This is a genomic window from Candidatus Ichthyocystis hellenicum (assembly GCF_001460935.1).
Classification (GTDB): domain Bacteria; phylum Pseudomonadota; class Gammaproteobacteria; order Burkholderiales; family 2013Ark19i; genus Ichthyocystis; species Ichthyocystis hellenicum.
In genome coordinates this window covers 1,899,564-1,924,038 of the sequence record NZ_LN906597.1, presented here as the reverse complement: position 1 = coordinate 1,924,038, position 24,475 = coordinate 1,899,564, and the positions used below count along the sequence as shown (strand labels likewise).

Sequence of the window (24,475 nt, the reverse complement as noted above, 5' to 3'; positions counted from 1 at the left end):
ATGAATTTATTGAAATCATGTTACTGCTGATGAAAAAAATACCTACTGCTAGTAGTTATATGGCTATTCTAAATCTTTATTTAAATATATAATTTATACGAATCATAATTTTTTATTATCAGTTTTTGATTTGTATAACCTATATTTTTGGGTACATAATTTTTTGTACGACTCTATGCTTGTTTTAATTAGGTCTGATTCGAGGTTGATCAATATTTTATCCCGTGTCTTTTGATTTGCAGTTTCAATTTTATTATTGCGTATAATAAGAATGGGATTACTTAGCGTATCCTTAAGGGTAGGTAATTCTATTTTTACTAATTTTCTTATATAGTTGTAGGTAGATAACTTACCACAAACTACATTGCTATTGATAATCTTGCCTATTCTATTTCCTTCTATAATTTTATCGTTAATATCCAAGTAAATTTTATCTGCCATTTTTATTAACAAATTGTTATTGGCAACTTTTTTATGTACGGTATCAAATACTGATTTAGCTTTTAGTAGCGATACATTATCAACATATATATCGTAAAAGTTAGAGAAATATTCCTCTAAAAATTTAGTGTCAGATATTAATTTAATCGCATTTATAATTACTTCAGGGACATTTAAAATGTTTTTAGCCAGTAGATTGGCTATTTCATTATGGAGTTCAGTTTTTATTTTTTTGTCTATTAGAATTATTATTTTTTGTGCTTCTATTTCTAACGGTACACGTGACTGTATCAGATTTGGTAATGTAGAATTTTCTACACTACTATTAATACGATTGACTGCTTTAGTACAAAATTTATGTAATTTATATAAAAAATCTTTATTTGATACATTTAATACGTATGTTAATTTTAATTCATCTATGGTCATTCCATTAGTTATTTTTATTTTTGCTCTCGTTTCTTCTTCAATATCTTTCAGGAAAGGGGAAAATGTTTCCAAAATATAATTTTTAACGTTGTTATACGTTATAGAAAGATCAATATCAATTTTTCCTTTTTTGCTAAGGTATTTTATTACTAACGGATACTTCCTAATTTTATCTATAAAAGAATACTTAAAATTAGCTTTGTCAATATCAATCATTGATAAAGCTGATTTATATATGTTTGAAGGGGATATAAGATCAGTGTTCCATTTCAATTTTTTTTGAGGGATGAGTGTTGTTTTTTCTAGTGATGATGGTTCCATATTATCATTATTATTAGTTGTAGAACTTTTTTCATAATTACTATCTGATATATTGTCTTTAATATGTTTATGAAGTGGTAGTACTTTATGAATCTTGTCAGGTATCTTGTATATATCTGATAAAATGTATCTGGATAGCATTTTAGCGGTTGACTTTCCTAGAGAAAATATTCTTCCTTCATGTAATACGGGACATACTTCTACTTCGTTCGATACTTTTGTAAGTAAACTGTCTAGTAAATTTAAATTAGGTTTATATTTTTTGCCATGTATATTGATAGAATTAAAAATTAATTCTAGTTTTATTATTAATGATTTAGGCAAATATACACCGTGTATATTTGCAAATAATTTATCGGCTACTTCATTTGGATTAAGTTTTTTTATCTCATGTATAATATTATTTGTTAAATTAGATACAGTTTCTATAATTAGCAGTTTTACCTTTGAGCACAATTTTTTTTTATTTTTAGTAATTAATAAGCGTTTAGTTGGGTTAAAACAAATATAGCTTTGAATAATGATTGAGAAATAATCATTAGGAATCAAATTTATATTTTTTGCAATTTCCTCACAGTTTTTGCTTAATCTTTCAAAGAAAGAGCTGTTTGATACTAAATTACATGCTAATTCTGATAAAGACATCCCGGGAGTTATCACTACATCTGTAGTGATTATAGCATCACTAATTAATGGACCAACTTTATCCAAAACATATTTGCGTACATTTGAATAGGTTTGGGAGAGATTAAGGGATGACTTGGTGATACCCATCCTTGTAATAAGAGATCCTAGTTCTTCTAACACGCTATTCTTAAATCGACAATCATTGTCTATGTTAATTTTTTTAGTGGCATTTTCATATATATTAGATTTATTATACGCAGAAAATAAGTAAGCTTTACAATACGGTTTCAGACTAAATTCTTTTATCATTGTTCGTTTTTCTGATTGATCTAGGCTACTGATAACTGATGTTGCCGCAATTTGATAACTATTACTAATTTCTTTTTTTATGGCGGATACACATTTTGCATAGTTGCTGTCTAAGATAAAGTTATCAGTTTTTAATGTATTTTTAGCAGGAAATTTAATTTTTTTATGAAATTTTAAAGGTATGTCATACATATCTGATAATATATACCTAGATAATTTCTCTGCAGTGGATTCATCTGGTAAAAAAATTCCCTCGTGAAATATACAGGATATTCTTACTATGTTCACTATTTTTTCTAGCAACTCCTCGAACAAATTTAAATTATCATCAAATTTTTTATCTGCAAATTTATTTTTGTTGGAATTAAAAAATAAGTTAAGATTTTTTATCAATGATTTTGATACTAGTACGCCATGCACATCTACAAACAAGGCATTTACAATATTTTTTTGATCAGTTTTTTCAAGCTCACAAATAATGCTGTTTGGCAAATTAGATATTGTTTCTATAATTAGCTCTTTTAGTGCAGGAAGAAATTTTTTTTTATGAGGAAATCTAATAATGATATTACTTGCGTTTGAATAACCTTTAATATTGAAATTAGCGTAGCTTTGAAATATATGTGAGAAACAATTATCCGGAGTTGCTATTACATCTTCTACAACTTTTTTACAATACTTTCGTAATTTTTTAAAAAGTATATTATTTTCTATGCAAGTTGCTATGCAAGTTGATCTTAGCTCTGAAATAGATATTCCAGGATTTATCGACATATCTGAATCAATTGTATTATCATCAAATAATGAATAGACTTTGTCTAAGGCAAATTTTCTTATGTTTGAGTATGTTAGAGAAAGGTCAATAGATGATTTTAATAAACCTCTCCTTTTAGTGATTCTACTAATTTTTTCTAATATAGTGTTCTTAAACAATCCGCTACTATCAATATTTATTTTTTTAACGGCATTTCTATACAGTTCTCCTGAATTGGTTTTTGTATGCCACGCCTTGCTGCGAGTGTACAATCTTAGGATTAGATTTTTTTTAATTATTGTCTGTTCTGGTGCTTTAATTATTTCTTCTGCAAAAATATTACTTTTCTCGTTATTTACGATTGGTTTGATATTTGTTCTTTTTGGGTTGGGGGTCGACGATTTATCTTCGACGAGTACGCGTTTTAGTGTACGAGATGTGCATGGTTTCTCTGTGCAAAAACCTTTGGTTTTGGATGGTATACTATATTCATCTGATTTGCTAAGTTTAAATATGTCAGGAGGAAATAATATTTCTTGATAATCACCCTCTTGAAGCAAATCATCACTATTATGAAGATTTAAAAAATTGCAAGATAGATCGTGTTTTGGTAAAAACCAAGTATTAAAATCACAATTTTTATTGTTAGTATCACTTCTAATATCTTCTTTTTTATCAATGCTACTCACATTGTAATTATTACCCAAAGTATATGAATTCATATAGTAGTAAACGTAGTTTATTTCATAGTAGTGACGATTCTACACTAATATTCATCTTAGTAGAAATAAATTTATTGAAGATCATATTACGGATGAAAGACAATATTTTATTATTAGTTTTTTGATTTGTATGATCTGTATCTTTTAAGAAATAATTTATTGTATGACTTTATTGTTGTTTCAATTAAGTCTGATTCGAGGTTAATCAGTATTTTATCTCGTGTTTTTTGATCTGCAGTTTCAATTTTATTGTCTCTTATAATAAAAATAGGATTATTTATCGTATATTTAAGGTTAGGTAATTCTTTTCCTACTAATTTTCTTATATAGTTGTAAGTAGATAATTTGCCACAAACTATATTGCTATTGATAATCTTGCATATTCTATTTCCTTTTCTAATTTTATCAACTATATCTAAGGAAATTTTGTCTGCTATTTTTATTAATAAATGATCATTGGCCACTTTTTTATGTACAGTATCAAATACTGATTTAGCTTTTAGTAGCGATGCGTTATCAACATATATATCGTAAAAATTAGAAAAATGTTCTTCCAGAAATTTAGCGTTAGATATTAATTTAATCTTATTTGTAATTACTTTTTGTGCATTTAAAATATTTTTAACTAGTAGATTTGCTATTTCATTTATAAATAAATTTTTTCTTTTTTTATTCATCCGTATTACTTTTGATATCTCTGTTCCTAAAGGTATACGGTACTGTATTAGATCTGCTAATGTAGCATTTCTACTACTATTGATACGATTGATAACTTTAGTGCAAAATTTATACAATTTATCTAAAAACTCTTTATTTGATGCGTATGTTAATTTTAATTTATCTATGGTCATTCCATTAGTTATTTTTATTTTTGCTCTAGTTTCTTCTTCTATCTCTTTCAGAAAAGGGGAAAATGTTTCCAAAATGTAATTTTTAACATTGTTATACGTTATGGAAAGATCAACATTAATTTTCTCATTTTTACTAAGGTTTTTTGTTGCCGACGAATAGTTCCTAATTTTATCTATAAAAGAACACTCAAAATAATCTTTGTCAATATCAATCATTGACAAAGCTGATTTGTATATATTTAAAGGTGATATAAGAGCAGTATCCCAGTTTAATCTTTTTTGTGGAATGAGTATTGGACTTTCTAATAATGGTGGCTCCACGTTATCAGCATTATTAGTTGCAGAACTTTTTTCATGATTACTTTCCAGTGCATTGTCTCTAATATATTTATGAGGGGCAAGTTTTTTCTTAATCTTTTCCGGTATGCTGTACATGTCTGATAAAAGGTATTTAGACAGTATTTTTGCGGTAGATTTTCCTAGAGAAAATATTTTTCCTTCATGTAATATTGGGCATATTTCTACTTCACTCACTACTTTCATAAGTAAATTGTTGATTGAATTTAAATCAGGTTTAGATTTTTTGACTGGTAGATTGTTAGAATTAAAAATTAATCTTAGTTTTCTTATTAACGATTTGGGCAAATATACACCGTGTATATTTGCAAATAATCCATCGACTACTTCATTTGGCTTAAATTTTTTTAGTTCGTGAATTATATTATTTGTTAAATTAGATATCGTTTCTACAATTATCAGTTTTACCTCTAAGCACAATTTTTTTTTCTTTTTAGTAATTAACAAGCGTTCAGTTGGGTTAAAATAAATATAGCTTTGAATAATGCTCAAAAAATAATTATTAGGAATCAAGTGGATACTTTTTACAATTTCCTCACAGTTTTTACTTAATCTTTCAAAGAGGGCTCCATTTGATACTAAATTATATGATAAATCTGATAGATGCATCCCAGGAGTTATTAATACATCTGTAGTGGTTATAGCATCATTAATAAAGGGAGTAAATTTATCCAAAATATATTTGCGTACATTTGAATAGGTTTTGGAGAGATTAATTGATGACTTTGTGATCCCCCTACTTGTAATATAAGTGCCGAATTCTTCTAATACTTTATTCTTAAATAGACAATTGTTATCTATGATGATTTTTTTAGTAGCATCCTCATATATATTTGATGTATTCTCTGCAGAAAACAAGTTAGCTTTACAATACGATTTTAGGATAAATTCTTTTATCATTTTTCGTTGTTCTGATTGATCTATATTGCTTGTAACTGATGTTGTTGCAATTTGATCATAATCGTGGTCATCATTGATTTCCATTTTTTTAGCTTTTATATCTGATACAGATTTTTCATTGTTGCTATCTAAAATAAAGTTATCAATTTTTAATGTATTTTGAGCAGGAAATTTAATTTTTTTATTAAACTTTGAAGGCAAGCTATACATATCTGATAATAGGTACCTGGACAATTTCTCTGCTGTGGGTTCATCCGGTAAAAAAATTCCTTCATAAAATATACAGGATGCTCTTACCATATTTACTATTTTTTCTAGTAAATCATTGAATAAACTTAAATTATCATCAAATTTTTTATTTGCAAATTTATTTTTGTTGGAATTAAATAATAAATTAAGATTTTTTATCAATGATTTTGATACTAGTGCACCGTGAACATCTACAAACAAAGCATTCACTATATTTATTTGATCAAGCTTTTCGATTTCTAAAACAATACTTTTGGGCAAATTAGACATTGTATCTATAATTAGCTCTTTTAGCGCGGGGAGAAATTTGTTTTTTTTAGGTGAAAGTTTAATTTTGATATTGTTTGTGTTTGAACAATATTTTAGATTGAAATTAGCATAGCTTTGAAATATATGTGAGAAACAACTATCCGGAGTTGCTAGTACATCTTCTGAAATTTTTTTGCAATACTTTTGTAATTTTTTAAAGAATATATTATTTGATATGAGAGTTGATCTTATATCTGAGATAGATATTCCAGGCGTTATCAACATACCAGAATCAATTGCACTGTCATCAAACAATGAATAAATTTTGTCTAAGGCAAATTTTCGTATGTTTGAATAGGTTGGAGAAAGGTTAATAGATGATTTTAATAAACCTCTCCTTTTGGTAATTATACCAATTTTTTCTAATACGGTATTCTTAAATAAGCCGTCATTGTCAATACTTATTTTTTTAACGGCATCTCTATACAGTACTCCTAAATTGGTTTTTGTATGCCACAAGTTGCTGCGGGTGTATAATTTTAGGCTTATATTTTTTTTAATAGTATTTTCTTGGGGGGGGATTAGTTTGAGCTCTGCTCTTCTTAGGTTTGTAGATATTGACGGTGTTTCATCTCCAATGGATGTGTTTTTTTCAGTAATCTGTTCTATGGGAGTTAAAGATGAGGTAGTACAAACTTTTTTTGTATACATGCTTTGCTTAATATCATAACGATATAATTTTATGACTAGCTTTTTTTTTATTATCGGTTGTACTGGTACTTTACAGCTAGCTGAATGATTTTGTCCTTTTTTAAAATCTAGTGCCGTTATTATTTCTTCTGCAAAAATATGACTTTCTTCGTTATCTATGATCTGGTTAAGATCTATTTTTTTGGGGGGTGGTAGTTGTGTTGATGATTCATCCTCGACTAGTGTGCGTTTTTGTGAACTATATGTGAATGGTTTGCTAGTGTAAATACTTCCAGTTTTAGATGATAGAGTACATTCATCTAATTTGTTAAGTTTAAATATATCAGGAGGTAATAATCTTTTTTGATAATAATCATATTGAGGCAACTCACCACTACTTATATTTTTTTTAATAGTATTTTCTTGGGGTGGTATTTGTTTGAGTTCTGATTTTCTTATGTCTGGTGATATCAATACTTCTTCATCCTCAACGAATGTACTTTTTTCAGTAATATGTTCTGTGAGAGTTAAAGGTGAGGCATTGCAAATTTTTTCTGTACACATGATTTTCTTAATATCACAAGGATACAATTTTATGTATAGCTCTTTTTTAATTATCGGGCGCTCTGGAACTTTACGGCAGGTTGAATGATTTTTTTTGTTATCTGCGATTGTTTTAAGATCTATTTTTTTGGAGGAGGGTGGTGTTGACGACGGTTCATCTTCGGGTAATATACGTTTTAGTGCGCGAGATGTGTATGGTTTATCAATGTAAAGACTTCCGGTTTTAGATGATGGATTACATTCATCTGATTTGTTCAGTTTAAATATATCTGGAGGTAATAATATTTTTTGATAATCATCATCTTGAAACAATTCATCACTATTATGAGAATCTAATAATCTGTAAGATGGTTCATGTTTTGCTAAAATATTAGTAACGTATTGGTTTTGATAAGACAAATGCTCAGTAGTTATATTATTAGTATTACTTTTAATATCTTCTTTTTCATCAACGACATCTGCGGTAAAGTTATTGCCCAAAGAATATGAATTCATATGTTAATAAATATAATTTATTACAAATTAGTAACGATTGTACACTGGTATTTATCCTAGTAGAAATAAATTTATTGAAATCATGCCACTGATGCGATATGTTCATTGCTAATAGCTACATAATCCATATTTTTATTTAAAAATATAGATCTATACGAATAATAATTTTTTATCACATAATTTATTATTACATAATTTATTGTACGACCATGCTTGTTTCAACTAGGTTTAATTTGTATGATCTGTATTTTTCTATGCATAACTTGTTGTACGACTTTATGGTTGTCGCAATTAGGTCTGATTCGATGTCAATCAGTATTTTATTCAGTGTTGTTTGATCTGCAGTTTCAATTTTATCATTACGAACAATCATAATATTATTACCTAGTTCATATTTAATTGTGGATATGTCTTCTTTTATTAATTCTCTTATATAATCGTATGTAGATAGTTCTCCGCAAACTATGTAGCTATTAACTATCTTAGGCATTACGTGTGCTTTTGTACTATTTTCGTAGATCATATCCAGAGAAATTTTATCTATTAGTTCGATTAATAAATGGTCATTAGCAACTTTTTTATGTACAGTATCAAATACTGATTTAGCTTTTAGTAGCGATACATTGTCAATGCATATATCGTAAAAACTAGAGAAATATTCCTCTAGAAATTTAGTGTTAGGTATTAATTTAATATTATTTACAATCACCTTAGGGACATTTAAAATATTTTTAACCAGTAGACTTTTTATTTCATCATGAAAGTCAATTTTTCTTTTTTTGGTCATTCGAATCATTTTTGGTGTTTTCGTTCCTAAACATATATAGCCCTGTAATAGATCTATTAAGGTGATACTACTAATATGATCGATAGTCTTAGTACAAAATTTATGCAATTTATCTAAAAATTCTTCTTCATTTGATACGTATGATAATCTTAATTTATCTATATTCATTCCATTGAGAGGTTTTATTTTTGCTCTTGTTTCTTCTTCTATCTCTTTCAGGAAAGGCAAAAAAGTTTCAAAAATATAATTCTCAACGCGATCATAAGTTGTAGAAAGGCCAAGATTAATTTTTTCTTTTTTAGTAATATCTTTTTTTATTGAAGGATGGCGCCTGATTTTTTTTATAAAAGAATTCTCAAAATCAGCTTTGTCAATATCAATCATTGACAGAGCTGATTGATATATATTCAAAGGTGATATAGGATCAGTATCCCACTTCAATCTTTTAATTGATTTTTCTAATAATGGTGATTCCACATTATTATCATTATTAGTTGCAGAACTTTTTTCATAATTACCTTCTGGCATATTGTCTTTAATATGTTTATGAAGGTCAGGTTTTTTCTTAATCTTTGTCGGTATTCTGCACATATCTGACAAAAGGTATTTAGAAAGTATTTTTGCTGTATGTTTTCCTAGAGAAAATGTTTTCCCTTCATGTAATACGGGGCATATTTCTACTTCACTTAATATTTTTGCAAGTAAATTGTTGCGTAAATTTGAATTGGATCTAGATTTATTGTCTTGTAGCATGCTAAGGTCAAAAATTAATCTCAGTTTCCTTATTAAGGATTTTGGCAAGTATAAGTTATGTATATTTGCGAATAATCCATCGATTACTTCATTTGGCTTAAACTTTTTGAGCTCATCAATAATATTTCTCGGTAAATTAGATATTGTCTCTATAATTAGCAGTTTTACCTCTGGGCACAACTTTTTTTTCTTGGTGATTCGTAAGCGATCAGTTGAGTTAATATAAATGTAACTTTGAATGATGTTTGAGAAACAATGATTGGGAATCAAATGTATACTTTTTGCAATTTCCTCACAGTTTTTTCTTAATCTTTCAAAGAAAGCCTCATTGGATACTAAATTATGATCTAAGTCTGATAAAGACATACCTGGATTTATCAATACATCTATAGTGGTTATAGCATCATTAATGAATGGGTAAACTTTATCCAAAACATATTTGCGTACATTTGAATAGGTTTTGGAGAGATCAAGGAATGACTTTGTGAATCCCCTCTTTGTAATATAATCACCCAATTCTTCTAATACGCTATTCTTAAATCGACAATTAGTATCTATGCTAATTTTTTTAGTAGCATCCTCATATATATTTGATGTATTCTCCGCAGAGAACAAGTAAGATTTATAATGCGATTTTATATTAAATTCTTTTATTATTGTCGGTTGTTCTGATTGATCTATGTTGCCTATAATTGGTGTTATTACAATTTCATCGTTATTGCGATTATCGCTAATTTTCGTTTCTATAGTTGGTGCACTTTTTGCGTAATTTTCATCTACAACAAAGTTATCAATTTTTAATGTATTTTTATCAGGTAATTTAAGATTTTTATGCAACTTGAAGGGCACGCCATACATATCTGATAACATGTATCTAGATAATTTCTCTACCATGGGTTCATCCGGTAAAAAAACTCCTTCATGAAATATACAAGATGATCTTACTATGCTTGCTATTTTTTCCAGCAACTCACTGAATAAACTTAAATCATTATCAAATATTTTATCTGCAAATTTATTTTTGTTGGAATTAAATAGTAAGTTCATGTTTTTTATCAACGATTTTGATACCAATACGCCATGCAAATCTACAAACAAATCGTTCAAAATATTTATTTGATCAATCTTTTCAATTTCTAAAACAATACTTTTGGGTAAATTAGATATTGTTTCTATAATTAGTTCTTTTAATTCCGGTATAAACTTGCCCTTTAGGGAATGCAATTTAATCTTAGTGTTTGCTGAATTTGAGGGATCATCAATATTTAAAATAATACGAAATTGCAATAAGTGTAATAGAGAATTATCAGAAGCTACTAGTATATCTTTTTTAATTTTTTCGCAATACTCTCGTAATTTTTCAAAAAAAATATTATTCGATATACAACTTAATCGTAGATCTGAAATAGACATTCCAGGAATTATAGATATATCTGAATAAATTTCACTATCATCAAATAACGAATAGATCCTGTCTATGGCAAATTTACGTATGTTTGAGTATGTTGTGGAAAGGTCAATCGATGATTTTAATAAATCTCTCCTTTTAGTAATTTCAGCAATTTTTTCTAGCATGGTATTCTTAAACAATCCGTTATTATCAATATTTATTGTTTTAACGGCATTTCTATATAGTACTCCTGAACTGATTTTTTTATTCCACAAGTTGCTGTAAGCGTAGGATTTTAGGTTTAGATTTTTTTTAATAGTATTTTCTTTGGGTGCTATTGATAGCGCTCCATCTCCAATGGATGTGATTTTTTTAGTAATCTGTTCTATGGGAGTTAAATACGAGGCGTTGCAACCTTTTTCTGTATAGATGATTTGTTTAATATCGTAACGATATAATTTTATGCATAGATCTTTTTTAATTATCGGCTGTTCTGATACTTTACTGACGGTTGAATGATTTTGTCCAGTTCTAGAATCTAGTGATGTTATTGTTTTTTCTACAAAAATATGATTTTTTTCGTCATCCACTATTGGTTTAAGATATATTTTTTTGGGGGAGGGCGATGGTGTTTCCGATACATCTTCGACGAGTATGCGTTTTAGTGCACGAGATGTGCATGGTTTCTCAGTGTCAAAGCTGTCTGTTTTATATGATAAATTGCATTCATTTGGTCTGTTAAGTTTAAATATGTCAGGAGGCAATAATCTTTTTTGATAATTGTGATCTTGAAGTAATTCCTCACTATTATGAATATTTAAAAAATTGTAAGACGGATCATATTTTGGTAAATCCTCAGTACTAAAATCATAATTTTCATTATTAGTCTCACTCTTAATATCTTCTTTTTTATTAAGACTATCTACATTAGAGTTACTTCCTGAAAGATATGAATGCATATAGTAAAGTATATAATCTGTTCCAAAGTGGTGAGAATTGTACACTGGTATTAATCTTAGTATAAATAAATTTATTGAATCTAGGCTTTTATTATTTGAATATATAAACTTATATTTATAATCCATATCTAAGTAAATTTTATCTGCCATTTTTGTTAATAAATGGTCATTGGATACTTTTTTATGTACAGTATAAAATACTGATTTAGCTTTTAATAGCGATACATTATCAACGTATATATAGTAAAAGTTAGAGAAATGCTCCTCTAGAAATTTAGTGTTAGGTATCAAAGTAATTGCATTTACAATTACTTTAGGGACATTTTAAATGTTTTTAACTAAATGGACCCTGTTTAAGGCAAATTTGCGTGTGTTTGAGTAAGTTGGAGAAAGGTAAATAGATTATTTTAATAAACCTCTCCTTTTAGTAATTCTAGTAATTTTTTCTAAAATAGCCTTCTTCGACGAGCATGCGTTTTATTGCACGAGATCTGCATGGTTTATCAGTGTAAAGACTGTCAGTTTTAGATAAAAAATTACATTCATCTAATTTGTTAAGTTTAAATATGTCAGGAGGAAATAATCTTTTTTGATAATCATAATCTTGAAATAATTTATCACTATTATGAATATTTAAAAAATACCATGATGGTTAACTTTTTTCCAAAATTACAGTATGAAAATCATAATTTTCATTGTTAGTTACTGATTGATTTTGATGAGATAAATGATCAGTAACTATATTATTAGTCTCATTAATATCTTCTTTTTTATCGACACTATTTGCAGTGAAGTCATTACCTAAAAGATATGAATTAATATAGCAAGAGATATAACCTATTACCAAGTAAATAGGAGATCGTACACTGATGTTAATCTTAGTATAAATAAATTTATTTAATATAGACTGTTATTATTTAAGTATATAAATTTATAAGGATCACGTTTTTTATTATTCATTTTTCTATTTGTGTGACATGCATTTTTTAGTACATAATTTGTTGTACAACTTTATGGTTGTTTCAATTAGGTCTGATTCGAGGTACATCAGTATGTTATACCGTGTTTTTTGATCCGCAGTTTGGATTTTATCATTACGAATAATCATAATAGTATTGCCTAGATTATATTCAAGTGTAGGTATGTCTTCTTTTATTAATTTTCTTATATAATCATAGGTAGATAGTCCTCTACAAACCATGTATTTATTAATGATCCTATGGACTATGTGTTTTTTTGCGCTATTTTTATGAATCATATTCAGAGAAATTTTATCTGCTATCTTTATTAATAAATGGTCATTGGCTACTCTTTTGTGTACGGAATCAAATACTGATTTAGCTTTTAGTAGAGATACATTATCAACATATATATCGTAAAAATTAGAGAAATGTTCATCCATAAATTTATTGTTAGATATTAATTTAATAGTGTTTACAATTACTTTTGTGGTATTTAAAATGTTTTTGACTAATAGATTTGTTATTTCATTAAGAAATCTATTTTTTCTTTCTTTATTCATTAGTATTGATATTGATTTTGACATTTCCGTTCCTAAATGTATACGGAACTGTATCAGATCTGTTAACTTAGTATTTCTACAACTATTAATGCGATTTATCGCCTCAGTACAAAATTCATGAAATTTACATAAAAACTCTTTTGATACGTATGTCAGCCTTAATTCATCTAGGGTCATACCATTAGTTAATTTTATTTTTGATCTTGTTTCTTCTTCTATATCTTTCAGAAAAAAGGAAAATGTTTCAAAAATATAATTTTTAACATTGCTGTACGTTATAGAAAGATCAACATTAATTTTTTCATTTTTACCAAGATGTTTCGTTACTGACGGATATTTCCTAATTTTATCTATGAAGTAGCACTCAAAATCATCTTTGTCAATATCAATCATTGATAAATCTAATTTATATATATTTAAAGGTGATATAATATCAATTCCCCATTTAGTTCCCCATTTCAATTTTTTTTGTGGAATGATTATTGATTTTTCTAATAATGATGGTTCCATATTATTGTCATTATTAGTTTCAGAACTTTTTTCGTGATTACTTTCTGATATATCATCTTCAGTATGTTTGTGAAGGATAAGTTTTTTCTGAATCTTTACCGGTATGCTATACATATCTGATAAAAGGTATTTAGAGAGTATTTTCGCGGTTTCTCTTTCTATAGAAAATATTTTTTCTTCATGTAATATGGGGCATATTTCTACCTCGCTTAATACTTTTTTAAATAAATTGTTGAGCAAATTTAAATTAGGTTTGTATTTGTTGCCTGGCATATTGTTAGAATTAAGAATTAATTCTAGATTTCTTATTAAGGTTTTTGGTAAGTATACATCGTGTATATTTGTAAATAATCCATCAATGATTTCGTTTGGCTTAAATTTTTTTAGCTCATTGACAATATTATTCGTTAAATTAGATATCGTTTCTATAATTATCAGTTTTAACTCTGGACACAATTTTTTTTTCTTTTTATTAACTCGTAATCGTTCAGTCGGGCTCAAGTAAATATAACTTTGAATAATGCTTGAGAAATAATCATTGGGAATAAAATTTATACTTTTTGCAATTTCCTCACAGTTTTTGCTTAATTTTTCAAAGAAAGCACTATTTGATATTAAATTACGTGACAAGTCTGATAAATGTATCCCGGGAGTTATTAGTTCATCTGTAGTGGTCATAGCATCATTAATGAATGGAGAGACTTTATGCAAAACATATTTGCGTATATTTGAATAGGTTTTGGAAAGATCAAGGGATGACTTTATGAACCCCCTGCTTATAATATAATGACCTAATTCTTCTAATACTCTATTCTTAAATCTACAATTACTATCTATACTGATCTTTTTAGTGGCATCTTCATATATATTTGATGTATTATCTGCAGAAAATAAGTCAGCTTTATAATACGATTTTAGATTAAATTCTTTTATCATTATTCGTTGTTCTGATTGATCATTATTGCAATTACTACTAGTTTCCGTTTTTATAGCTGATGCACCTCTTGCATAATTGCTATCTAAAATAAAGTTATCAATTTTTAATGTATTTTTATCAGGAAATTTAATTTTTTTATGAAAATTTAAAGGCATGCCATACATGTCTGATAATAGGTATCTAGATAATTTCTCTGCTGTTGGTTCATCCGGCAAAAAAACTCCTTCATGAAATATACAAGATGATCTTACTATACTTACTGTTTTTTCTAGCAACTCATCAAACAAATTTAAATCATCATAAAACCTTTTGTTTGCAAATTTATTTTTGTTGGACTTAAATAATAAGTTCAAATTTTTTATCAACGATTTTGATGCTAGTGCACCATGCAGATCTACAAACAAAGCATCCACAATATTTTTTTTATCGGTCTTTTCAAGTTCACAAACAATACTGTTTGGTAAATCATATATTGTTTTTATAATTAACTCTTTTAGTGCAGGGAGAAATTTATTTTTTTTATGAGAAATTTTAATCCTAATATTATCTTCACGAAAATAATTTTTAAGATTGAAATTAGCATAGCTTTGAAATATATGCGCCAAACAACTGGCCGGAGCTGCTAGTACATCTTCTGCAACTTTTTCACAATACTTTTGTAATTTTTTAAAAAATATATTGTTTGATATGCAAGCTGATCTTATATCTGAAATAGACATTCCAGGAGTTATCAACATATCTAGATTAATTGCATTATCATCAAATAATGAATAGACCTTGTTTAAGGCAAATTTCCTTATATTTGAGTAGGTTGGATAAAGGTCAATAGATGATTTTAATAAATCTCTCCTTTTGGTAATTTCGCCAATTTTTTCTAATATGGTATTCTTAAAAAATCCGTTTTCATCAATATTTATCTTTTTAATGGCATTTCTATACAGTACTCCTGAATTAGTTTTTGTATGCCACAAATTGCTGCGAGCGTATAATTTTAGGATTAGATTTTTTTTAACAGTATTTTCTTTGGGTAATATTTGTTTGATTCCTGTTTTTCTTAGGCCAGGCGATATTGATGGTAGTTCATCTCCACTGAATGCAATTTTTTCGGTAACCTGTTCTACAGGACTTAAAAATGAGGAGTTGCAAATTTTTTCTGTATGAATGCTTTGTTTAATACCACAACGATATAATTTTATGCATAGCTCTTTTTTAATTATCTGTTGTCCTGGTAATTTACAGCCGGTTGAATGATTTTGTTCTGTTTTAAAATCCAGCGCTGTTATTGATTCTTCTGCAAAAATATTATTTTCCCCGTCTTCTACGATTGGTTTAAGCTCTATTTTTTTGGGGGATGGTTTTGGTGCTGAAGATTCATCTTCGACGAGTATGCGTTTTAGAGCACGAGATGTGCACAGTTTCTCAGTGTAAAGATTGTCAGTTTTAGATGATGAAGTACATTCAACTAATTTGTTCAGTTTAAATATATCAGGAGGAAATAGTCTTTTTTGATAATCATCATCTTGAAATAACTCATCAGTATTATGAATATTTAAAAGATCGCAAGATGGTTCATGTTTAGCTAAAACTTCAGTATTAAAACCATAATTTTCATTACTCGTCTCACCTTTTATATCCCCTTTTTCATAAATACCACCTACAGTAGAGTCGCTACCTAAAAGATATAAGCGCATAAGATATTTGATTTATTTCAAGTGAACAGTAATTGTACACTGATATGAATCTCAGTAGAGATAAATTTACTGAAATTATGTTACTTATGATAAATGTTGGCATAACATATTAGTTATATTATTCAAATAAACTTTTATTTAAATATGTAAGATTATACTAATAGTAAGTAATTTTTTAGTTCAAACTTTTGATTTATATGTTTTGTATTTTTTAAGGCATAACTTGTTGTATGATCTGATGGTTGTTTCAATTAGATCTGATCTAAGTTTATCAAACATCTCATTCCTTGTTTTCTGGTCTACTGTTTCAATTTTATTGTTGCGTATTATAAAAATGGGATCACTTATTGTATCTTTAAGGAGGGGTAATTCTTCTTTTACCAATTTTCTTATGTAGTTGTAGATGGATAATCCCCCAGAAATTATATTGCTATTGATAATCTTGCTGATTCTATTTCCTTTTCTAATTTTATCAATCATATCTAAGGAAATTTTATCTACTACTCTGATTAATGAATGGTCATTGGCTACTTTTTTATGTACATAATCAAATACTAATTTAATTTTTAGTAGTGATTTATTGTCAACATACATATCATAAAAATGAGAGAAACATCCATCAATAATCTTAGTATGAGGTAATAGTTTGATTGAGTTCATGATTGCTTCCGGTACATTTAAAATGTTTTTAAACAATAGATTTGATATGTCATTGTAAAATGCAATTTTCCTTTTTTTGTTCATTCGTATTGCTTTTAGTGTTTCTATTCCCAGTGGAACATAGTACTGTATCAGATTGATTAATGTAGTATTGCTACTATTTTTAATACTATTAATCGATTTATTACAAAATTCACGTAATTTATTTAAAAAATCTTCATTTGATATGTAGGTTAATCTTAATTCATCTACAGTCATACCATTAATAGGTTTTATTTTTTCTTCTGTTTCTTCTTTAATCTCTTTCAAGAATGGGAAAAATATTTCCAGAATATAATTTTTAACATTATTATACGTTATAGAAAGATCAATATTAGTTGTTACTTTTTTACTAAGGTATTCTTTTATTACAGGGTAATTATTTATTTTATCTGCGAAGGATTTTTCAAACCCTCCCTTGTCGATATCAATCATAGAAATGGCTAGTTCGTATATATTCAAAGATGTTATAAGGGTAGGGTTCCACTGTGACTTTTTTTGTGGAGTGAGTATTGGTTTTTCTAATAATCTTATTTCCGTATTATTGTAATTATCAACTACATCACATTTTGTATAATTAGTATCTAATGCCATATTTTTAATATGTTTCTGAGGTTTAAGTTCTAAATAAAATTTAGTAGAAATACCATACATATCTGACAACAAATATTTAGATAGTAGTTTTGCTGTAGATTTACCAGGGAAAAATGTTTTTCCTTCATGTAATATGAGAGATTCTTTTACTTTGATTAATAATCTTGTAAATAAATCATTAAGTAAATCCAAATTATCAACTAGATCATTATCAGGTATTTTATTAGAACTAAAAAATAAACTTATCTTTCTTATGAAAGAGTTAGTCACATATATGCCATGTATATTGGAAAATAAGCAGTTTACTATTTCACTTTGCTTAAATTTTTTAATCTCATGAATAATATTATCTGCTAAATTGGATATAGTTTCTATAATTAGAGATTTCATTTCTGAGCATAAATTGGTTTTCTTATAAATAATTGTTAGTCGTTCAGTTGGGGTAAAATAAATGTAATCTTGAATAATACTTAAGAAATAGTCGTCAGGAATTTCCTTTATGCTTTCAGAAATTTCTTCACAGTGTTTACGTAATTTTTGGAAGAAAGGGATATTTGATATGCAGTTACATCTTATTTTTGATATCGATATGCCAGGAGATATTAATACATCTGTGGTGATAATAATATCATTAATGTATGGAGATAATTTATCTAAAATATATTTACGAACATTTGAATACGTTCTTAAAAGGTTAAGAGATGATTTTGTGAATCCTCTGCTTGTAATATAGGCACCCAATTTTTCTAGTACACTATTCTTAAATCGGCAATTATTATCTATAATAACCTTTTTAATGGCATCTTCATATATGTTTGATGTAGTTCCTTTATAGCATAAGGTAGTCCTATGATAAGATTTTAGATTAAATTCTTTTATCATTATGTGGTGTTCTGATTGATTAGTGTTTTTTATTACTGTTCTGGGGGACATAGTATCTACTGTGCTTATTAGATCGAATTTTGATGTTTGTGGTTCTTCTTCTGATGAAGATGGTAAATTAATTACTGCACTTTTTATATGATTGCTATCTAATTTAATACTATCAATTGATTCTTGAGGTTTTGATATATCTTGAGAAAATAGTTTAAGTTTTTTATGAACCTTGGAAGATATTCCATAAATATCTGATAGTATGTATTTAGATAATTTCTCTGTTGTGGATTCATCTGGCAAAAAAACTCCTTCATAAAATATACAAGATTCTCTTACTAGATTTTCTATTTTATTAAGTAAATTATTTAATAAATTTAAATTGTCATCAAATTTTACATTTTTCAAATTTACAAATTTATGTTTATTGGAGCTAAAGAATAAATTTAAATTTTTTATCAATGATTTTGATACTAGTACACCGTGTACGTCTGAAAATAAAGCGCTGACAATATTTTTTCGATCAATCTTTTCAATTTCATAAATAATACTGTTGGGTAAGTTAGATATTGTATCTATAATTAGCTCTTTTAACTTTGGGAGAAATTTATTCTTTTTGGGATAAAATTTAATCTTATTATTTGGTGAATTTGAAGAAGCATTAAGATTGAAAACAATACGACATTGAAATACATGTGATAGACAATTATCTGGAGTTGCTCGTGTATCTCTTACGATTTTTTCACAAGTGTCTCGTAGTTTTTTAAAAAAGTATTGATTAGATATGCAGCTGTATCTTAAATCTGAAATAGACATTCCAGGAGTTATTAATATATCTGAATCAATTATATCATCATTAAGTAATGAGGATAACTTATCCAAGGCATATTTACGTATGTTTGAATAAGTTGGGGTAAGATCAATAGAGAATTTCAATAAATCTCTTATTTTAATGACTTTACCCATTTTTTCTAATACACATTTCTTAAATGATCCATTACTGTCAATATCTATTTTCTTAATCGCATCCCTGTATATTACTCGCGAATTATTTTTTGTATGCAGTGATATGCTCCGAGTGTACAACTTTAGGCTTATATTTTTTTTAATCACTTTTTCGTTATCAATCCCTTCTTTAAGGTTTGTCATTTGGGATGGCAATGTTAATGATTCTTGTTCCTCTTCTATTTTTTCTGTAGATATAGGGGAGGATGTACCGAAAGTTTTTTCGTTAACCATGCTTTGTTTAAAATCGCAACGACATAGTTTTATACGTAGTTCTTTTTTTATTATAGATTTTCTTGATATTTTGCATCTAGCTGAATAATTTTGTACTGTTTGCCCAAAATTATCAAAATTTGAGTCAGATGTTATTTTTCTCGTAAAATTTAGTGATGGTGATATGCAAATTTTTTCATCAACAGCGCTTTGTTTAATTTTAATTCTTTCTGGTTTTTGTGATACTGATAGTGCTTCTTCTTCAATGAATTGATATTTTATATTATTAGATGTATATGGCTGACTAGTATCAAAATTTTCAATTGTAGTTGATAAATTAAATTTATCTAATTTAGTTAATTTAAATATATCAGGAAGTAGTAATTTTTCTTTATAATCATCATCTTGATATAATCCACTAGGAGTATGGAGATTTAAAAAATTACAAGATTGTTCATTTTTTGGTAAAATTCCCGCAGAATTAGGCTCTTCTTGTTTTTTGCAAGATGTATATTTTTCAGTATCGTTATTGTCAACCTCATCTTTGATGGCTTTATTTTCGCTAACAGTGACTATAGTAAAATTACTTGAATGCATATATTGTAGCCTAGAAGTGAATTTATTTCACATGAATAAAAATTGTACACCGATATTAGATTTAGTAGAAATAAATTTCTATTAAATTATGTAGCTGTTATTACATATAATTATTTTTACTTATGTTTTTAATGCATGATTTTTCATAATTTTGTGAGTCTCTAAATTAAGCATAATTAAAGTGTATCAAATACTTATTATTCCTTTATTATTTATTTGCATTTTAAATTTTATCATTCCTTCTAATTAATATTACTAAGTTTATTGGTACCTAAATAAATTTTTGATTGTCTATTTTTTGACTTGTATTTTTTGACGCATAGTTTGGTGTACGAGCTTGTAGTTATTGCAATTAAGTCTGATCCAAGCTTATCTAGTATCTTAATCCTTGTTTTTTTATCTACAGTTTCGATTTTATCATTACGTATAGTCATAATAGGATCAGTTATCTTATCTATAAGGGTAGGTAGTTCTTTTTTTACTAATTTTCTTATATAGCAGTAGGTGGATAGATTTCTATAGACTATATTACTGTTAACAATTTTATATACATTTTCTTGTTTAATTTTATGAATAAGATCTAAGGATATTTTATCTACTAATTTGATTAATAAATGATCATTAAGAACTTTTTTCTCTATGGTATCAAATGCTAATTTAGCTTTTGTTAGTGACTCATTATCAACGTACATATCATGAAAATGAGAGAAACATTTCTCTATCAGTCTAGTATTGGGTATTAATTTAATTGAATTTGAAATTGTTTCAGGTACATTTAAAATGTTTCTAATTAACAATTTCTCCATGCAGTTGCGAAATACAATTTTTCTTTTACTTTTTATTTTCATTACCTGGTATATCTCTGTTTCTAAACCCACACGATGTTGTATCATATTGGTTAATATAATATTATTACAATTTTTGACATAACTAACCATTTTGGCGCAAAAGTTACGCAATTTATCAAAAATATCTGTATTGGATATGTAGGAATGTCTTAATTCATCTATACTCATTCCGTTAGTAAGTTTTATTTTATGTTCAATTTCTCTAAAGAAAGGGATAAAAATTTCCAAAATATAATTTTTGGTACGATTATACGTTTCAGAAAGATCAACATTGATTTTACCTTTTTTACTAAGGCATTCTTGTACTACTTTGTAGCGCCTAACTTTATCTATGAAATAATACTCAAAATCTCCTTTATCAATCTCAATCGTTGATAATGCTAGTTCATATACATTTGAAGATGATATACGCCCAGGGTTCCATTTATATTTTTTTTGTGGAACAATAGTCGTTTTTTTTAATAATGGTTCCATACTATTGTAAGTTTCAGTTACAGAATGTTTTTTGTGGTTACTCTCTAGTATATTGTCATTTATATGTTCCTTGGGTGTAAGTTTTTTATGAAATCTAAATGGTATTTTATACATGTCTAATAATAAATATTTAGACAATAGATTAGATGTGCGTTCTCCTGTAAGAAATATCTTTCCCCCATATAATATAGGAGATTTTTTTACTTTATTTAATAAGGTTGTGAGTAAGTTATTAAGTGAGTCTAAATTAGAAATGTGATCGTCATTGGGAAATTTGTTGGAATTGTAAAGTAGTCTCAAATTATTTATTAAGGGTTTGTGTAAGTATAATCCATGTATTTTTGAAAACAATCCATTAACCATATCGTTTGGGCTAAATTTTTTGAGTTCATGGATAATATTATTAGGTAAATTAGATATTGTTTCTATAATTAGCATTTTTACTTCCGCACATAATTTATTTTTCTTACTAGTAATTTCTAAACGTTCAGGTGATCCCAAATAAATATAATTTTGAATGATGCCTGAGAAATAATAGTTAGGAGTTAGATGTATATTTTTTACAATTTCTTCACAGTCTTTGCCTAGTTTTTCAAAGAAAACGTTATTTGATATGTAGTTATATCTTATGTCTGATAAAGACATCCCGGAACTTATCAATAGATCTTGATTAGCTACGATGTTCCTGATGTAAGGTGAAACTTTATCCAAAACATATTTTAGAACGTTTGAATAAGTTTTGGAAAGGTTGAGAGATGATTTTGTAAATCCCTTACTTGTAATATAGGTACCTATTTCTCTTAATACACTATCCTCGAATCTAAAATTATTATCTATGATAATTTTTTTAATTGCATTTTCGTATATGCTCGATGTACGTTCTGTAGAACATAAATTATTCCTACAGTATCTTTTTAAACTAAGTTCTATTGTCATTGATTGTTGTTCTGATCGTTCAATGTTTTTGATAGGCTGTACTACATCGCCTTGATTATAATTACAATTATTTCCTATTTCTATTTTTTCAGTTTTTGTTTTTATGTTGTATATGTTATCTAAACTAATATCATCAATTGTTTCTTGAGATTTTGATGTTTTTTTATCTAGCAGTTTAAGCTTTCCATGAAACATGGAAGATACGCCATACATATCTGACAATAGGTACTTAGATAGTTTTTCTACCGTGTATTCATCTGGCAAAAAAACTCCGTCATGAAATATACAAGATTCTCTTACTAAATTTCCTATTTTATTAAGCAAATAATTGAGTAAATTTAAATCGTCATCAAATTTGGAATTTATGAATTCTCTTTTATTGGAGATAAATAACAAGTTTAAATTTTTTATTAATGATTTTGATATTAATACCCCATGAATTTCTAAAAATAAGGCATTTACGATGTCACTTTGGGAGAGCTTTTCAATTTCGCAAATGATACTGTTGGGTAAATTAGATACTGTATCTATAATTAACTCCTTCAGCTTTGGGAGTAATTTATCTTTTCGGGGAGATAATTTAATCTTAGTATTAGTTGAAGTAAAAGAATCATAATGATCGAAAATAATCTGACATTGAAATACATCTGATAAACAACTTTCTGGAGTTGCTCGTGTATTTTCTGCAATTTTCTCACAATTTTCTCGTAATTTTTTAAAGAAATATTGATTAGATATGCAGCTAGATCTTAAATCTGAAATAGACATTCTAGGAGTTATCAATATATCTAAATCAAGTGTTTCATCATTAAGTAATGAGGATAACTTATCCAAGGCATATTTACGTATGTTTGAATAAGTTTTAGAAAGATTAATAGATGGTTTTAATGAATATTTTTTAATATGGTTATAAATTTTTCCTAATACACTGTCCCTAAATAATCCGTTATTATCAATATCTATTTTTTTAATGGCATCTCTATATACTATCCTTGAGTTATATTTTGTCATCCAATGACTTCTGCGAGAATAAAATTTCAGTGATATATTTTTTTTAATAACGTTTTCGTCATCCACTCTTTGTCCAATATTGCAACGACATAATTTTATGCGTAGCTCTTTTTTAATTATTGATTGTCCTGTCCTAGTTGAATGGTTTTGTATTGTTTGTTCAGGGTTTTCAACATTTTGTTTTGTTATTATTTTTTCCCTAAAAGATAGTGAGGATATACAGTTTTTTTCATTGCTCTTGATTTGTTTAAGGCATATTATTTTAGTTATTGGCTCTATTGATAGCGGTTCGTCTTCAATTAATTGGCGTTTTATAGTTTTAGATGTGGGTGGTTGACTAGTATCAAAACTGTAAGTATCAGATGATGAATTAGATTCATCTAATTTAGTCAGTTTAAATATATCGAGAGGTAATAATTTTTCTTGATAATCATCGCCTTGGTATAACTCAGGATGAGTGTTAATATTTAAAAAATTGCAAAATAGCTTGTGTTTAGGCGCAGTGTTTGTATTCGTGTCATGGTTATGATTATTGCTTACACATATGTCTTTACAACATACATTTCCAGAAGTGCTTTCATCGATGCTATTAATATTAGTAAAATGACATGGATACATGTAACAACGAAATCTAAATTGGACACAGCCATATGGTATCATGAATTATATACCGGTCTTGGTTTTAGCAAAAAATTTAGTTTCATATACATATGATAGC

General features: G+C 27.3%; 6 protein-coding genes. All 6 read right to left on the bottom strand.

Annotated features, from left to right (window positions below):
• Window positions 1–102 precede the first annotated feature (102 nt).
• The 6 genes from Arg41_RS07140 to Arg41_RS07115 all read right to left on the bottom strand — a co-directional run bounded on the left by Arg41_RS07140 (window position 103) and on the right by Arg41_RS07115 (window position 24,375).
• The gene (locus tag Arg41_RS07140; RefSeq protein WP_157722327.1) at window positions 103–3,603 is read right to left on the bottom strand and encodes a hypothetical protein; all 3,501 of its coding nucleotides are present in this window, start codon (window positions 3,601–3,603) and stop codon (window positions 103–105) included.
• 113 nt (window positions 3,604–3,716) lie between these two features.
• A complete protein-coding gene (locus Arg41_RS07135; RefSeq protein WP_092490664.1) occupies window positions 3,717–7,958 on the bottom strand; it encodes a hypothetical protein in 4,242 nt (1,413 codons plus the stop codon).
• Between the two features lie 196 nt (window positions 7,959–8,154).
• Window positions 8,155–11,847: a hypothetical protein gene (locus Arg41_RS07130; RefSeq protein ID WP_141663214.1), complete on the bottom strand. Its 3,693-nt coding sequence runs from the start codon at window positions 11,845–11,847 to the stop codon at window positions 8,155–8,157.
• A gap of 964 nt (window positions 11,848–12,811) precedes the next feature.
• On the bottom strand, window positions 12,812–16,507 hold the full coding sequence (locus tag Arg41_RS07125; protein WP_092343577.1) for a hypothetical protein: 3,696 nt from the start codon (window positions 16,505–16,507) through the stop codon (window positions 12,812–12,814).
• 180 nt (window positions 16,508–16,687) lie between these two features.
• On the bottom strand, window positions 16,688–20,488 hold the full coding sequence (locus Arg41_RS07120) for a hypothetical protein (protein ID WP_092490663.1): 3,801 nt from the start codon (window positions 20,486–20,488) through the stop codon (window positions 16,688–16,690).
• 242 nt (window positions 20,489–20,730) lie between these two features.
• Window positions 20,731–24,375, bottom strand: coding sequence for a hypothetical protein (locus Arg41_RS07115; RefSeq protein ID WP_157722326.1), 3,645 nt, complete (start codon window positions 24,373–24,375; stop codon window positions 20,731–20,733).
• Between the last annotated feature and the right edge of the window lie 100 nt (window positions 24,376–24,475).

Coding starts and splice junctions, on each gene's coding strand:
- Arg41_RS07140 (WP_157722327.1), bottom strand. CDS start 3,603: ATGAATTCATATACTTTGGGTAATAATTACAATGTGAGTAGCATTGAT.
- Arg41_RS07135 (WP_092490664.1), bottom strand. CDS start 7,958: ATGAATTCATATTCTTTGGGCAATAACTTTACCGCAGATGTCGTTGAT.
- Arg41_RS07130 (WP_141663214.1), bottom strand. CDS start 11,847: ATGCATTCATATCTTTCAGGAAGTAACTCTAATGTAGATAGTCTTAAT.
- Arg41_RS07125 (WP_092343577.1), bottom strand. CDS start 16,507: ATGCGCTTATATCTTTTAGGTAGCGACTCTACTGTAGGTGGTATTTAT.
- Arg41_RS07120 (WP_092490663.1), bottom strand. CDS start 20,488: ATGCATTCAAGTAATTTTACTATAGTCACTGTTAGCGAAAATAAAGCC.
- Arg41_RS07115 (WP_157722326.1), bottom strand. CDS start 24,375: ATGTATCCATGTCATTTTACTAATATTAATAGCATCGATGAAAGCACT.